The organism is Streptomyces corynorhini, assembly GCF_003346515.1.
Classification (GTDB): Bacteria; Actinomycetota; Actinomycetes; order Streptomycetales; family Streptomycetaceae; genus Streptomyces; species Streptomyces corynorhini.
Window position 1 is genome coordinate 46,477 of sequence record NZ_QQNA01000030.1, and the last position, 13,442, is coordinate 59,918.

Annotated in this window: 11 protein-coding genes; 4 read left to right on the plus strand and 7 right to left on the minus strand. The window is 73.5% G+C overall.

All coding sequences use genetic code 11. The features are described 5' to 3' along the window. Window positions 1-4: 4 nt before the first annotated feature. The 3 genes from DVH02_RS05320 to DVH02_RS05330 form a co-directional block, all read right to left on the minus strand. The gene (locus DVH02_RS05320) at window positions 5-1,252 is read right to left on the minus strand and encodes an SWIM zinc finger family protein (RefSeq protein ID WP_114622506.1); all 1,248 of its coding nucleotides are present in this window, start codon (window positions 1,250-1,252) and stop codon (window positions 5-7) included. Then, window positions 1,249-4,152 (minus strand): DEAD/DEAH box helicase, encoded by a 2,904-nt coding sequence (locus tag DVH02_RS05325; protein WP_114622507.1) that lies wholly within the window; start codon window positions 4,150-4,152, stop codon window positions 1,249-1,251. Before DVH02_RS05325 ends, DVH02_RS05320 begins: the two co-directional genes overlap by 4 nt. Before the next feature lie 123 nt (window positions 4,153-4,275). After that, a complete protein-coding gene (locus tag DVH02_RS05330) occupies window positions 4,276-5,310 on the minus strand; it encodes a slipin family protein (RefSeq protein ID WP_114622508.1) in 1,035 nt (344 codons plus the stop codon). A 270-nt stretch (window positions 5,311-5,580) separates the two neighbouring features. On the opposite strand from DVH02_RS05330, the gene DVH02_RS05335 reads away from it, so the two are divergent. Together DVH02_RS05335 and DVH02_RS05340 are read left to right on the plus strand one after the other, a co-directional pair. Continuing rightward, window positions 5,581-5,925: a hypothetical protein gene (locus DVH02_RS05335; protein ID WP_114622509.1), complete on the plus strand. Its 345-nt coding sequence runs from the start codon at window positions 5,581-5,583 to the stop codon at window positions 5,923-5,925. A gap of 99 nt (window positions 5,926-6,024) precedes the next feature. Continuing rightward, a complete protein-coding gene (locus tag DVH02_RS05340; RefSeq protein ID WP_114622510.1) occupies window positions 6,025-6,384 on the plus strand; it encodes a DUF6343 family protein in 360 nt (119 codons plus the stop codon). A gap of 200 nt (window positions 6,385-6,584) precedes the next feature. Here DVH02_RS05340 and DVH02_RS05345 read toward each other — a convergent pair whose 3' ends face one another. The 4 genes from DVH02_RS05345 to rpsA form a co-directional block, all read right to left on the minus strand. Next, window positions 6,585-6,953, minus strand: a complete 369-nt coding sequence (locus DVH02_RS05345) for a tetratricopeptide repeat protein (protein ID WP_114622511.1) — start codon at window positions 6,951-6,953, stop codon at window positions 6,585-6,587. Between the two features lie 50 nt (window positions 6,954-7,003). Further along, on the minus strand, window positions 7,004-7,633 hold the full coding sequence (gene coaE / locus DVH02_RS05350) for a dephospho-CoA kinase (protein WP_114622512.1): 630 nt from the start codon (window positions 7,631-7,633) through the stop codon (window positions 7,004-7,006). Between the two features lie 302 nt (window positions 7,634-7,935). Next, window positions 7,936-8,880: a PAC2 family protein gene (locus DVH02_RS05355; protein ID WP_114622513.1), complete on the minus strand. Its 945-nt coding sequence runs from the start codon at window positions 8,878-8,880 to the stop codon at window positions 7,936-7,938. A gap of 316 nt (window positions 8,881-9,196) precedes the next feature. Continuing rightward, the gene (gene rpsA, locus DVH02_RS05360) at window positions 9,197-10,708 is read right to left on the minus strand and encodes a 30S ribosomal protein S1 (protein ID WP_114622514.1); all 1,512 of its coding nucleotides are present in this window, start codon (window positions 10,706-10,708) and stop codon (window positions 9,197-9,199) included. 339 nt (window positions 10,709-11,047) lie between these two features. On the opposite strand from rpsA, the gene DVH02_RS05365 reads away from it, so the two are divergent. After that, window positions 11,048-11,878: a class I SAM-dependent methyltransferase gene (locus DVH02_RS05365; RefSeq protein WP_114622515.1), complete on the plus strand. Its 831-nt coding sequence runs from the start codon at window positions 11,048-11,050 to the stop codon at window positions 11,876-11,878. A 38-nt stretch (window positions 11,879-11,916) separates the two neighbouring features. Further along, window positions 11,917-13,442, plus strand: a 1,526-nt coding sequence (locus DVH02_RS05370; protein ID WP_147286002.1) for a DEAD/DEAH box helicase, incomplete at its 3' end; no start/stop codon positions are given.

Here is a 13,442-nt window from a genome sequence, read left to right on the forward strand (position 1 = left end):
CCGGTCACCTCCCCAGCAGGGCGGCGAGTGCGCCGACCGGGTCGGTGTCGGGGGTGCCGCGCGGCCACCAGTCCTCGCGGCCGCGGTCCGACTCGTATCCGTACCAGAGGGCGTCGCGGCCGAACCTGAGCTGCAGGGAATCGGTGGAGAGCCGGTTGCGCCAGGGGCGGAAGTGCGGGAAGTCCGCCGAGACCAGGGCGGGGCGGGCCCGGTCGAAGGGGCCGGCCGGCGGGTCCCACGCCTCTTCCAGCGCGGCGAGTCCCGCCGGGCCGCCCTGGCGCCAGGCCGCGACGGCGCGGGCCAGGTCGGTGGGGGTGCGGTCGACGGCCGCCGCCAGATCCCGGTAGAGGGCGCGGGTGGAGGCGGCCAGGCCGGAACCGGGATGGGCGGCGGCCAGGCGCACCGCGTCCTGCCACGGGGTGAGCGCGCCGACGGGGTCGAGGCCGGTGGTGAGGAAGGTGTGCGCGCGGGCGGCGGCCTCGGTGGCGAGCAGGTCGAGCGCGAGCGGGTCGGGCGCGCCGGTGAGATCCGGGTAGGCGGGCGGCCTGCCGGGCAGCGCGGGGACGGGGAACGGCGGCGGGAGGGGCGGGCGGGTGCGTGGGACGAGGGCCTCGTCGGCCGCGACCGTCGCCATGGGCGGTGCGCTCGCGGTCCGTTCGGTGGCGGAGCGGGTGGCGTTGCGGCGGGTCAGGTCGGCGAGGACTTCCTGTTCGCCCCGGCCGCGCATCAGGAAGAGGACGAACGGGTCCTCGTCCAGGAGCCGGGCCGTCTGGTAGCAGAGCGCGGCGGCGTGCTTGCAGGGGTAGCCGTCGTCGGGGCAGGAGCAGTCCGGCGTCAGGTCGCCCACCGAGGGCAGGAGATCGGCCGCGGCCACGAGCGTGTGCGGCATGTCCTTGTCGAGCAGGGCGGCGATGTGGTCGGGGCGGGCCGCCGCCGCGTCGAGGAGATCCTCCCAGTCGTCCTGGACGAGGGTGCGCAGCCGGATCTCCGTACGGTAGGGGCGGGGCCTGGAGCCGTGGACGTACGCCATGACCCGGCCGGGGGTGACGGTGATCGCGTCGACATGGCCCCCGTCCGCGTAGCGGCGGCCGCGCTGGAGTCTGGCCGGGTCGAGGGCGCTCTCCTCCATGGACTCCACCCAGGCGTTGCCCCACCAGGTGGCGGCGAACTCGCCCTGCGCGCCGGGCCTCGGGGGCAGGGCGGGGAACGTGCGGCGGCGGTCGTCGTGCCGGGGCGTGCGGCGCGTCTTCACGCGGGCCTCCGCAGGGAGACCAGATCGCCCAGCTCACGGTCGGTCAGCTCGGTGAGCGCGGCCTCGCCGGAGCCGAGGACGGCGTCGGCCAGCGCGCGTTTCGAGGCGAGCATCTCGGCGATCCGGTCCTCGACGGTCCCCTCGGCGATGAGCCGGTGGACCTGGACGGGCTGGGTCTGGCCGATGCGGTAGGCGCGGTCGGTGGCCTGCTCCTCCACGGCCGGGTTCCACCAGCGGTCGAAGTGGACGACATGACCGGCCCTGGTCAGGTTGAGACCGGTGCCCGCCGCTTTGAGGGAGAGGAGGAAGACCGGGGTCTCGCCCGACTGGAACCGGTCCACCATCCGCTCGCGCTCCAGGACCGGCGTGCCGCCGTGGAGCAGCTGGGACGGGATCGCGCGGGCCGTGAGATGGGCGGAGAGCAGCCGCGCCATCGACACGTACTGGGTGAAGACGAGCACCGAGCCGTCCTCCGTGAGGATCGTGTCGAGCAGCTCGTCGAGCAGCGCGAGCTTGCCGGAGCGGCCGGTGAGCCGGGCCGCGTCCTCCTTCAGATACTGCGCCGGGTGGTTGCAGATCTGTTTGAGCGAGGTGAGCAGCTTCATGACGAGGCCGCGGCGCGCGATGCCCTCGGACGCTTCGATGGCCGCCATGGTCTCGCGGACGACCGCCTCGTACAGCGACGCCTGTTCCCGGGTGAGGGCGACGGGGTGGTCGCTCTCGGTCTTCGGGGGCAGCTCGGGCACGATGCCGGGGTCGGACTTCCTCCTGCGCAGCAGGAAGGGCCGGACCAGCCGGGCCAGCCGCTCCACCGCCTCCTCGTTCTCCGCGTCCTTGACGTCGGCGCTCCTGGCGTTCTCGACGTTCTCCACGATGCGGGCGTGGCGGGCGCGGAACGCCTTGAGCGGGCCGAGCAGCCCTGGGGTGGTCCAGTCGAGCAGGGCCCACAGCTCGGAGAGGTTGTTCTCGACGGGGGTGCCGGTCAGCGCGACCCTGGCGGGTGACGGGATGGTGCGCAGCGCCTTGGCCGTGGACGAGAACGGGTTCTTCACGTGCTGGGCCTCGTCGGCGACGACCATGCCCCAGGTGTGGGCGGCGAGCGCGTCGGCGCTGGAGCGCATCGTCCCGTACGTGGTGAGGACGAAGCCCTCCGAGACGCCGTCGAGGGTGCGTCCGGCGCCGTGGTAGCGGTGTACGGGCACGCCGGGGGCGAAGCGGGCGGCCTCCCGCTGCCAGTTGCCGAGGAGGGACGCGGGGCAGACGACCAGCGTGGGCGCCCGGCGGGCGCGGTGCAGGTGCAGGGCGATGACCGTGATGGTCTTGCCGAGGCCCATGTCGTCCGCGAGGCAGCCGCCGAGGCCGAGGGAGGTCATCAGGTCGAGCCAGGCCAGCCCGCGCAGCTGGTAGTCGCGGAGCGTGGCGGCGAGCGCGGGCGGCTGGGGCACGGCGGCGGGGCCGGCGACGAGCCGGTCGCGCAGCGCGGCGAGCGCCCCCGTCGGGACGGCATGGACCGTCTCGCCGTCCACCTCGGCGGTGCCGGTGAGCGCGGCGGCCAGGGCGTCGACCGGCTCCAGCAGGCCCAGTTCGCGCTTGCGCGCCTTGCGCACGAGGGCGGGGTCGACGACCACCCACTGGTCGCGCAGCCGCACGATCGGGCGGTGCGACTCGGCGAGCGCGTCCATCTCGCCCTCGGTGAGGGGGTCTCCGTCGAGCGCCAGCTGCCAGTTGAACTTGAGCAGCTCCTCGCTGTCGAAGAACGGCGTGCCGTCCGTGGCGGATCCCGGCGCGGGCCGCACGACCGCGGCGGCGGTCAGCGTACGGGCCAGCTCCCGGGGCCAGTGCACGGCGACCCCCGCCGAGGCGAGCCGGGCGGCGCCGGGGCCGAGCAGGTCGTACAGCTCGTCCTCGGAGAGCGGCAGCGCGTCGGGGACGTCGCTCTCCAGGAGCCGGGCGAGCGGGGCCCAGACACGGGCCGCCCTGCGCAGCGCGAGCATCGCGTCGATCCGGGCGCGCGGGCCGAAGCTGTCGGCGCTCTCCCCCGCCCAGAGCGCCGCGGCGTCGATGACCAGGGTGGGATCGGCCAGGCTGTGGATCTGGACCAGGGCGGCCCCGGCCCTGCGCACGGCGTCGTCCGGCCCGGCGGCCGTCTCCGCCCGGTCGAACAGCTCGTACGCCGACAGGTCGAGCCGCAGCGAGACCCGCACCCCCGCGTCCATCCCCGCCGCAGCCTCCGCCGCCCAGGTCCTGGCCCCCGGCAGATGCTGCGCGGCCCGCGCCGCGAACGGGGCGCCCGCCGCGTGCGCGGCGGCCGGGGTGCGCGGCAGGGAGTCGGCCACGGCGTCCAGGAACGCCCGGACGAGGGCCTCCGGCTCGGGCAGCCGCAGCCCCTCCTCGTCCGGGCCCTCCCGGGTGAGGGGCACGGCGTGCGCCTCGGGGGGCATCGCGGCGGCGACGGCGCGCAGCTGCGCGATGTCGTCGGCGTCGAGCGGTCCTGCCCGCCAGGCGTCGTGGTCGGACGCGGTCAGTCCGGGCAGCAGCCTGCCGCGCGCGATCACATGCAGGGCGTGCAGCGCGGCGGCGCCCCAGCACGCGGCGGCGGGATGGGCCGACCTGTCGTGCCGGGCGCCGACCAGCAGCGGGAGCGCCTCGGCGACGGGCAGCAGCACGGCCAGGGCCGTGAGCGCCCGAGCGCCCTCTCCCTCGTCCCGTACGACCGTCACCTCGCCCGCGCCGAGCCCCGAACGCTCCGAGGCGGCCCCCGTCCCCGCGTCCGCCACCGGGGTCAGGGGCGGCGGGCGGTCCGGCGCGTCCGGGAACCAGAAGGCGACGCGCCCCTCGCGGGGCAGCCCGGCGGGCAGGAAGACGGCGGCACAGCCCGCCGGCACCGTGAACGGCCGCATGGTCGTCGTCTCCCTCCCGCCGAAAACCCGTCGGACCCGGGGCCCCGCACAGGGGCGGCCCGAGATCCGATTACCTCTGCGAGTCTAGGCGGGGGGTCTGACAGTCGGCTCTGACCAGCGGTTTCAGAGCCGGGGCGGCACCGGCTCCGCCGAAGCCGCGTCGAGCGGCGAGGCCCCGGCGGGTTCGGCCGGCTCGTCCTGCGCGACAGGCTCGGCGGGCGCGGCGGGCGCGGCGGGCGTGACAGGCGCGGCCGACTCGGCAGGCGCGGTGGCAGCCGGTGCGGGTCCGGGGGCGGCAGGCGCGGCGGATGCGTCAGGTGCGGCAGGTGCGGTGGGTGCGGTGGGCCCGGCTGCCTGTACGGCTCCCGAGACGGCCTGCACGGCCTGAACCGCCTCGGCCGGTGTGGCCCGCTCCAGGAACCGGAGCAGCTCGACGGGGAACGGCAGGACCAGCGTGGAGTTCTTCTCGGCGGCGACGGCCACCACGGTCTGCAGCAGCCGCAGTTGGAGCGCGGCGGGCTGTCCGGACATCTGCTTGGCCGCTTCGGAGAGCTTCTTCGACGCCTGCAGCTCCGCGTCCGCGTTGATCACCCGAGCGCGGCGCTCACGGTCCGCCTCGGCCTGGCGCGCCATCGACCGCTTCATCGTCTCCGGCAGCGACACGTCCTTGATCTCGACACGGTCGATCTGCACGCCCCAGCCGATCGACGGGCTGTCGATCATCAGTTCCAGCCCCTGGTTCAGCTTCTCCCGGTTCGACAGCAGGTCGTCGAGATCGCTCTTGCCGATGATCGACCGCAGGGACGTCTGGGCCATCTGCGACACCGCGAACCGGTAGTCCTCCACCCGGATCACCGCGTCGGCCGCGTCCACGACCTTGAAGTAGATCACCGCGTCGACACGCACGGTGACGTTGTCGCGCGTGATGCCGTCCTGTGCGGGGACCGGCATCGTCACGATCTGCATATTGACCTTGTGGAGCTTGTCCACGAACGGGACGACCGTGGTGAACCCGGGCCCCCTGACGCCTTCGCGCAGTCGGCCGAGGCGGAAGACCACGCCCCGCTCGTACTGTTTGACGACCCGAGCCGCCGCCATCCCGTAGAGAGCGCACGCGCAGACCACCGCGATGACCGCGATGACCAGTTCCTCGACCATGATGGGCCCCCAGACGCCGGACCGATGGTGCTCATATCCACGGTATGCCCTGTATGACCCGCCGGTCGAGACGTGCGGCCCAAGAGCCGCGACACCGGCGGGTACGGAACGGTCCGCGAGCCGCGCCGCCGCCCGCCCGCTCCCCCGGCCGGACGCGCCCCGGGTGCCGCCACCCCGGCGATCGGGCAGTGTGACCTCCAGCGCCGGACCCGCCGGGGACCGGCCGCTCCGGCACCGCGTACGCCGCTCCCGCACAGACGAGGACCGCCCATGTCCGTGACCCAGCACCGGCGCCTCGGCCTCGCGGCCGGGGCAGCGTGCCTCGCTCTCGCCGCCACCACCGGCTGTTCCGGCCTCGGCCGCAGCGCCCTGGGCACCATCGCGTACGAGACCGCGCGGAAGCGCATGGTCCAGGTGGACAGTCCGGCGGTCCGGGGCTGTCACCGGCTGGCACCGGCCGGGGCGGTCGCGGTCACCAACCGCACTCTGGCCGACATCGTCATGTACCGGACGACCGACTGCACCGGCAAGGACTCCATCTATGTCGCCACCACGGTCTCCGACGTGATCGCGCCCGGCGCCGGTCCGTGGCGGAGCTACCGCGTGGTGCACTGACACCGGCCGCACGCGCATTCGAAGCCGGGACAGTGGGTACATAGAAGACAGTGGGTACATAGAAGATGGGCACATAACGGACGGGAGGTGCGATGTGTCATGCGTACGCGTACCGGAAGCGAACCTGTCACCGCGCGCAGCCCCCTGCGCATGCGGTTCTGGCTGAGCCTGTGGGGTGTGTTCTGGACCGGCGCGGGCACCGTGGTGTTCGCGCTGGCCGGGCGGCCCTGGTGGGCGCTGGCCTGCGCGGTGCTCCTGCTGATCGTCGTGACCGACCTCGTCGTGATCCTGCGCCACTTCCGCCAGGGCCCGCGCTTCCAGCCGGGGCGGGACGTCGGCCCGTATCCACCCGGGCACGGGCCGAACGTGATCCTGACGGAGGACCGCGAGAGGGAACGCGATCTGATACGTCAGCGGCGCAACCGTACGGGCATGGGCGGCGGGCGGCGCCGCTCCTGACCGGGTTCAAAGGGGCCGGACAGCCCCTGCCCGCCCCTTCGAACCCGGCATCCTGAGCTGCACCCGGCATCCTGAGCCCGCCCCTTTGAGCCTTTGAGGTGAGCCCGTGAGGTGGGTCGAGCCCCCAGCCCGGGTCGGCGGCCAGCGGTCGGCCGACCCCCGCTCCGACGGGGCCTGAGCGGGGGTCCGCCGACCCCCGCTCAGGCCCCGTCGGCGTCGAACCGGGCGGCCTTCACGTACTCCGGCTTCGGGTCAAGCGCCGCCGCCAGCCGGAAGTGCCGCTGCGCCTGCTCGGGACGGCCCGAGCGCTCGTACGTACGGGCGAGGGCGAAGTGCGCGAAGGCGTTGTCCGGCTCCCGCTCCAGGACCAGCTCGAATTCGAGTTCGGCGGGGCGCAGCTGCGCGGCGGCGAAGAACGCGCGGGCGCGCAGCAGCCGGGCCGCCGTGTTCTCCGGGTGGGCCGCGATGACCGAGTCCAGCAGCTTCACGGCCCCGCGCGGATCCCGCGCGGCCAGCAGCTGCTCGGCCGCGCGATAGTCGATGACGTGGGTTTCGGGACTCTCGGGCACGATCGCATCCTTCCCTAGCTGCGCGCGTTCAACGCCGGAACCGCGCAGGCTTATTCCTCGGCCGCCCGGCCGGCCCGGGAGCGGGCCGCGGCGCGCGCGGTCAGCTCCCGCCAGACCTCCTGGACCTGCGGTTCCAGGTCCGCCAGCGGGCCGTCGTTGTCGATGAGCAGGTCCGCCGCGCTCCGACGCTCCTCCCGGGTCGCCTGCGCGGCCATCCGCTCGCGCGCCTGCGACGCGGTCATTCCGCGCAGCCGTACCAGCCGGTCGAGCTGGGTCTCCGGCGACGCGTCCACGACCACCACCAGGTCGTACAGGGCGCTCATCCCGTTCTCCACGAGCAGCGGCACGTCGTGCACCACGATCGACTCCGGCCCCGCGGCCGCCTCCAGTTCGGCGGACCGGGCGCGGACCAGCGGGTGCACGATGGCGTTCAGCGCGCGCAGCCGGTCCTGGTCGCCGAAGACGACCCCGCCGAGTTTCGGACGGTCCAGGGCGCCGGAGCCGGTCAGCACCTCCGGGCCGAACTCGGCGACCACGGCCGCCAGTCCGGGGGTGCCGGGCGCCACGACGTCCCGCGCGATCCGGTCGGAGTCGATCAGTACCGCGCCGTAACCGGTCAGGAGGCGTGAGACCTCGCTCTTGCCCGCACCGATTCCGCCCGTAAGTCCCAGCCTCAGCATGGAGCCACCCTAGGCCCTGGCTTCGAAGTCCCGCCTGCCGCGCGGCGTCTGGTGCGCCGCACTCGTCTCGCTCGCTCCGCCCCGACGCTCTGTCGTCGTCCGGATGCCGAGCGCTCTCGCCAGACGGAGGGGCGCAGGATCACCCGTGTACGGGACGTACGCGGGCGCCCCGAGCACGCGGCGCCGGTGCGTGCCGGGCGTCGCGCGCCAGGCGGGATCCGTCAGACGGCGCCCAGAGCCTGCCGACAACTCCTCCGGAGGCCGACAGGCCACAGGCCACGGGCCGCTGGGCCGCTGGGCGCTCACGCGCTTCCGTCGCCCTCGCGTTCCGCGAGGAACTTCTCGAATTCACGGCCGATCTCGTCGGCCGACGGCAGCTCCGCCGGCTCCGCGACGAGATTGCCGCGGGTCTCCGCACCCGCGATCGCGTCGAACTGGTGCTCAAGCCCCTGCACCATCGTGACCAGTTCCTCGTCGCCCTCGCCCAACTGCCGTTCGATCTCGGTCTGGGTGCGCTGCGCCTCCGTACGCAGGGAGTGCGCGACGCTCGGCAGCACCAGCCCCGTCGCCGCCGTGATCGCCTCCAGCGCGGTCAGCGCCGCGTCCGGGTACGACGACCTGGCGACATAGTGCGGAACGTGCGCGGCGACACCGAGCACGTCGTGGTCGGACTGGATCAGCCGGTACTCGACGAGGGACTCGGCGCTGCCGGGGACCTGCGCCTCCTCGAAGGGGCTGCGGTGCCCCGGCATCAGATCCGTCCGGTTGCCGTGCGGCGTGAGACCGACGGGCCTGGTGTGCGGCACGCCCATGGGGATTCCGTGGAAGTTCACGGACAGGCGCACGCCGAGCCGGTCCACGATCTGCCGTACGGCCAGCGCGAAGCGCTCCCACTCCACATCCGGCTCCGGCCCCGACAGCAGCAGGAACGGCGCTCCGGTGGCGTCCTGGACGAGCCGGACGTCGAGCGTCGGCGTCTCGTAGTCGGAGAAACGGTCCCGGCGGAAGGTGAGCAGCGGACGGCGTGCCCGGTAGTCGACCAGTCTGTCGTGGTCGAAACGGGCCACCACCTGGTGGGGCAGCGTGTCCAGCAGGTTCTCGACGATCTGGTCGCCGGTCTCACCCGCGTCGATGTAGCCGTCGAAGTGGTACAGCATGACCAGGCCCGCCGACTCCTGCGCCAGTGCCATGTCGACGACGGCGAGGCCCTTGGGCTCCCATTCGTACAAACCCTGCGGATCAAGCACGGTTACCGCTCCTCCTCGTGTTCCCAACAGAGAACGCACCACAGAGCGCGGGCATTCCCCGCACCCCGCGGTGCCAACCCCGAGGAGGCCCTCGTCCTCGCCCGAGGACGCGGCAGTGCGCCGTCCCGCCGCGGAGGTACGCGTTCGCGTCGGCGTGGGTGAACACCTCGGCGGGGGCGCCCGGTTCGCGGCGGTGGTCGATGGTGACCAGCCACGTGGTGTCGCCGCCGGACACGCGTGAGGCCCGCCCCCCGGAGGGGACGGGCCTCACGTACGACTTCCGCTGTCCGCTACCGCTTACGCGGCGACCGGAGCGTCAGCTCTGGCCACCGGCCAGCTTCTCGCGCAGGGCGGCGAGCGCCTCGTCCGACGCCAGGGCGCCGGAGTTGTCGTCGGACTCCGAGGAGTACGAGCCGCCACCACCGGAGGCGGCGGGGGCACTGCCACCGGCGGCGGGTGCGGCAGCACCCTCGGCGGCAGCGGCCTCGTCGGCCTCGCGGGACTTGATGACCTGGGCCTGGTGCTGCTCGAAGCGCGTCTGCGCCTCGGCGTACTGGCCCTCCCACGCCTCGCGCTGGGTCTCGAAGCCTTCGAGCCAGTCGTTGGTCTCGGGGTCGAAGCCCTCGGGGTAGATGTAGTTGCCCTGGTCGTCGTAGGACGCGGCCATGCCGTAGAGAGTCGGGTCGAACTCGACCGAGGCCGGGTCACCGCCGAACGCCTCGTTGGCCTGCTTCAGCGAGAGGCTGATGCGGCGACGCTCCAGGTCGATGTCGATGACCTTGACGAAGATCTCGTCGTTGACCTGGACGACCTGCTCCGGGATCTCCACGTGGCGCTCGGCCAGCTCGGAGATGTGGACCAGACCCTCGATGCCCTCGTCGACGCGCACGAACGCACCGAAGGGAACGAGCTTGGTGACCTTACCCGGGACGACCTGACCGATCTGGTGCGTCCGGGCGAACTGCTGCCACGGGTCTTCCTGCGTCGCCTTGAGCGACAGCGAGACGCGCTCGCGGTCCATGTCGACGTCGAGAACCTCGACGGTGACCTCCTGGCCGACCTCGACCACCTCGGAGGGGTGGTCGATGTGCTTCCAGGACAGCTCGGAGACGTGCACGAGACCGTCGACGCCGCCGAGGTCCACGAACGCGCCGAAGTTGACGATCGAGGAGACGACGCCGGAGCGGACCTGGCCCTTCTGCAGGGTCGTGAGGAAGGTCTGGCGGACCTCGCTCTGGGTCTGCTCCAGCCAGGCACGGCGGGACAGGACCACGTTGTTGCGGTTCTTGTCCAGCTCGATGATCTTGGCTTCGAGCTCCTTGCCCACGTAGGGCTGGAGGTCGCGGACGCGGCGCATCTCGACGAGGGAGGCCGGCAGGAAGCCACGGAGGCCGATGTCGAGGATGAGACCACCCTTGACCACCTCGATGACGGTACCGGTGACGATGCCGTCCTCTTCCTTGATCTTCTCGATCGTGCCCCAGGCGCGCTCGTACTGGGCGCGCTTCTTCGAGAGGATCAGGCGGCCTTCCTTGTCCTCCTTCTGGAGAACAAGGGCTTCGATCTCGTCGCCGACCTTGACGACCTCATTGGGGTCGACGTCGTGCTTGATCGAAAGCTCGCGGGACGGGATGACACCTTCGGTCTTGTAACCGATGTCGAGCAGGACCTCGTCCCGGTCGACCTTCACGATGACGCCATCCACGATGTCGCCGTCGTTGAAGTACTTGATGGTCTCGTCGATCGCGGCGAGGAAGGCTTCCTCGTTACCGATGTCGTTGACCGCAACCTGCGGAGTGGTGGCGGTGGTCTCGGTGCTGCTCGTCATGTGGGAAAGGGCTCCGGTGCGGACAGTGAGTCGTAGGTACTGCTACGCCGGGAGCCCGTATCGCCACCTGTAGAAGCCGGACAGCCGAGGAAGCGCCGCCCCGGACAAAGGGAAAGCGCCTCGACAACCGAGGGACACACAGATGCGAGCGCGGCTGCTACGTCTGAGGCGCGCAAGCCCGCAGCGCAACCTTTAGCATACGGGGGCAGCCGGGCACGGTCAATGCGCGAAGGCGCACACCCGGGGTTGAACCTCTCATTCCCGGCACAACCCGCGTTCGCTGAGGCCAACGGCCCCGGCGGCGGCACCCCGAATCCCCCGAAGAATACGACGACGGACATGATGATCCAAGAGCAAGAACCCCAGGCCGAGCCCGAGGCGACCCGCCGTGACTCCGACGGTACGGAGAGCAGCCGCGCCAACCGCGGCTGGTGGGACCGCAACGCCGACGACTACCAGATCGAGCACGGCACCTTCCTCGGCGACGACCGCTTCGTCTGGTGCCCGGAGGGGCTCGACGAGGTGGAGGCCGGTCTCCTCGGCTCCCAGGAGTCGCTGAAGGGCCGCGACGTCCTGGAGATCGGGGCGGGCGCCGCGCAGTGCTCGCGCTGGCTGGCGGCGCAGGGCGCCCGCCCGGTGGCCCTCGACCTCTCGCACCGCCAGCTCCAGCACGCGCTGCGCATCGGCGAGGGCCGCTCGACGGCGTTCCCGCTGGTCCAGGCGGACGCGGGCGCGCTGCCCTTCGCGGACGGCTCCTTCGACCTGGCCTGCTCCGCCTACGGCGCCGTCCCCTTCGTCGCGGAGCCGGTACGGGTGTTCCGCGAGGTACGCCGGGTGCTGCGGCCGGGCGGGCGCTGGGTCTTCTCCGTGACGCACCCGGTCCGCTGGGCCTTTCCCGACGAGCCGGGGCCCGAGGGGCTCACGGCGGCGGCCTCCTACTTCGACCGCACCCCCTATGTCGAGCAGGACGAGCGGGGGCGGGCGGTCTACGTCGAGCACCACAGGACCCTCGGCGACCGGGTGCGGGACCTGGTGGCGGGCGGCTTCCGGCTGGTCGACCTGGTGGAGCCCGAGTGGCCCGCCTGGAACACCCAGGAGTGGGGCGGCTGGTCGCCGCTGCGCGGCACCCTCCTGCCGGGCACGGCGATCTTCGTGTGCGAACGGGACTGACCCCTCGTCCGGCACCGGCCGTGACGGACACTGAACGGGTGATCCGCGACGACATCCTCGGCAGCCTCCCCGTCCACACCGCCCTGCCCGCGCTGGAGCGGGCCCTCGACGAGCACGGCTGCGCGGTGCTGTGCGCTCCGCCGGGTACGGGCAAGACGACGCTCGTGCCGCTGGCGCTGGCCGGGCTGCTCGACGGCGGCCCGCCGCGGCGCGTGATCCTCGCCGAACCCCGGCGGATCGCGGCGCGGGCGGCGGCCCGCCGGATGGCCTGGCTGCTCGGTGAGCGCGCCGGGGAGCGTGTCGGCTTCACCGTGCGCGGGGAGCGCGTGGTGGGGCGCGCGACGGTGGTGGAGGTGGTGACCACGGGCGTACTGCTCCAGCGTCTCCAGCGCGACCAGGAGCTGGCGGGCGTCGACGTGGTCATCCTCGACGAGTGCCACGAGCGCCATCTCGACGCCGACACGGTCGCCGCCTTCCTCCTGGACGTACGGTCGGCGCTCCGGCCCGAGCTGCGGCTGATCGCCGCGTCGGCGACCACCGACGCCGAGGGCTGGGCGCGGCTGCTGGACGACGCGCCGGTGGTGGCGGCGCACGGCGTCTCCCACCCGGTGGAGACGGTCTGGGCGCCGCCGCCCGCCTCCGTACGGCCTCCCCACGGCATGCGGGTCGATCCGGCGCTGCTGACGCATGTGGCGTCGGTGGTGCGCCGGGCGCTGGCCGAGCGGGAGGGCGATGTGCTGTGTTTCCTGCCCGGGGTCGGCGAGATCGGCCGGGTGGCCGGGCAGCTGGGCGATGTCGGCGCCGAGGTGCTCCAGGTGCACGGGCGGGCTCCGGCGGCGGCACAGGACGCGGTGCTCGCCGGGGCGTCGGAGGGGCGCCGGGTCGTGCTGGCCACGGCGGTGGCCGAGTCGAGTCTGACGGTGCCCGGCGTACGGATCGTCGTGGACGCGGGCCTCGCGCGCGAGCCGCGCACCGATCACGCGCGGGGGCTGAGCGCCCTGACGACGGTACGGGTGTCCCAGGCGGGCGCCGGGCAGCGGGCCGGGCGCGCCGGGCGCGAGGCGCGGGGGACGGTCTACCGCTGCTGGTCCCAGGCGCAGGACGGCCGGCTCGCGCGTTTCCCGTCCCCCGAGATCAGGGTCGCGGACCTGGCGGCGTTCGCGCTCCAGGCCGCGTGCTGGGGCGACCCGTCCGCCGCGGGGCTCGCGCTGCTGGATCCGCCGCCGGTCGGCGCGCTGGCCGCCGCCCGCTCCGTGCTGACGGCGATCGGCGCGGTCGGCGCCGACGGGCGGGTGACGGAGCGCGGCGTCCGGATGGCCCGGGTGGGGCTGCATCCCCGGCTGGCGCGTGCTCTGTTGGACGGCGCCCCCGAGGTGGGTGCGCGGCGGGCGGCGGAGGTGGTGGCGCTGCTGAGCGAGGAGCCGCCGAGGGCGTACGGGGACGATCTCGCGGCGGCGTGGCGCGCGGCCCGCCGGGGCGGGGACGGGTACGCGGCGCGCTGGCGCCAGGAGGTGCGGCGCCTGACCTCGGCGGTGGGGGGCGCGGGGCCCGCGGCCCCCACCGC

What these genes read in the sequence shown, in the direction of transcription:
- coaE (WP_114622512.1), bottom strand. Translation starts at nt 7,633, where the DNA reads ATGCTGAGGCTGGGACTTACGGGCGGAATCGGTGCGGGCAAGAGCGAG.
- DVH02_RS05325 (WP_114622507.1), bottom strand. Translation starts at nt 4,152, where the DNA reads ATGCGGCCGTTCACGGTGCCGGCGGGCTGTGCCGCCGTCTTCCTGCCC.
- DVH02_RS05340 (WP_114622510.1), top strand. Translation starts at nt 6,025, where the DNA reads ATGCGTACGCGTACCGGAAGCGAACCTGTCACCGCGCGCAGCCCCCTG.
- DVH02_RS05330 (WP_114622508.1), bottom strand. Translation starts at nt 5,310, where the DNA reads ATGGTCGAGGAACTGGTCATCGCGGTCATCGCGGTGGTCTGCGCGTGC.
- DVH02_RS05365 (WP_114622515.1), top strand. Translation starts at nt 11,048, where the DNA reads ATGATGATCCAAGAGCAAGAACCCCAGGCCGAGCCCGAGGCGACCCGC.
- DVH02_RS05335 (WP_114622509.1), top strand. Translation starts at nt 5,581, where the DNA reads ATGTCCGTGACCCAGCACCGGCGCCTCGGCCTCGCGGCCGGGGCAGCG.
- rpsA (WP_114622514.1), bottom strand. Translation starts at nt 10,708, where the DNA reads ATGACGAGCAGCACCGAGACCACCGCCACCACTCCGCAGGTTGCGGTC.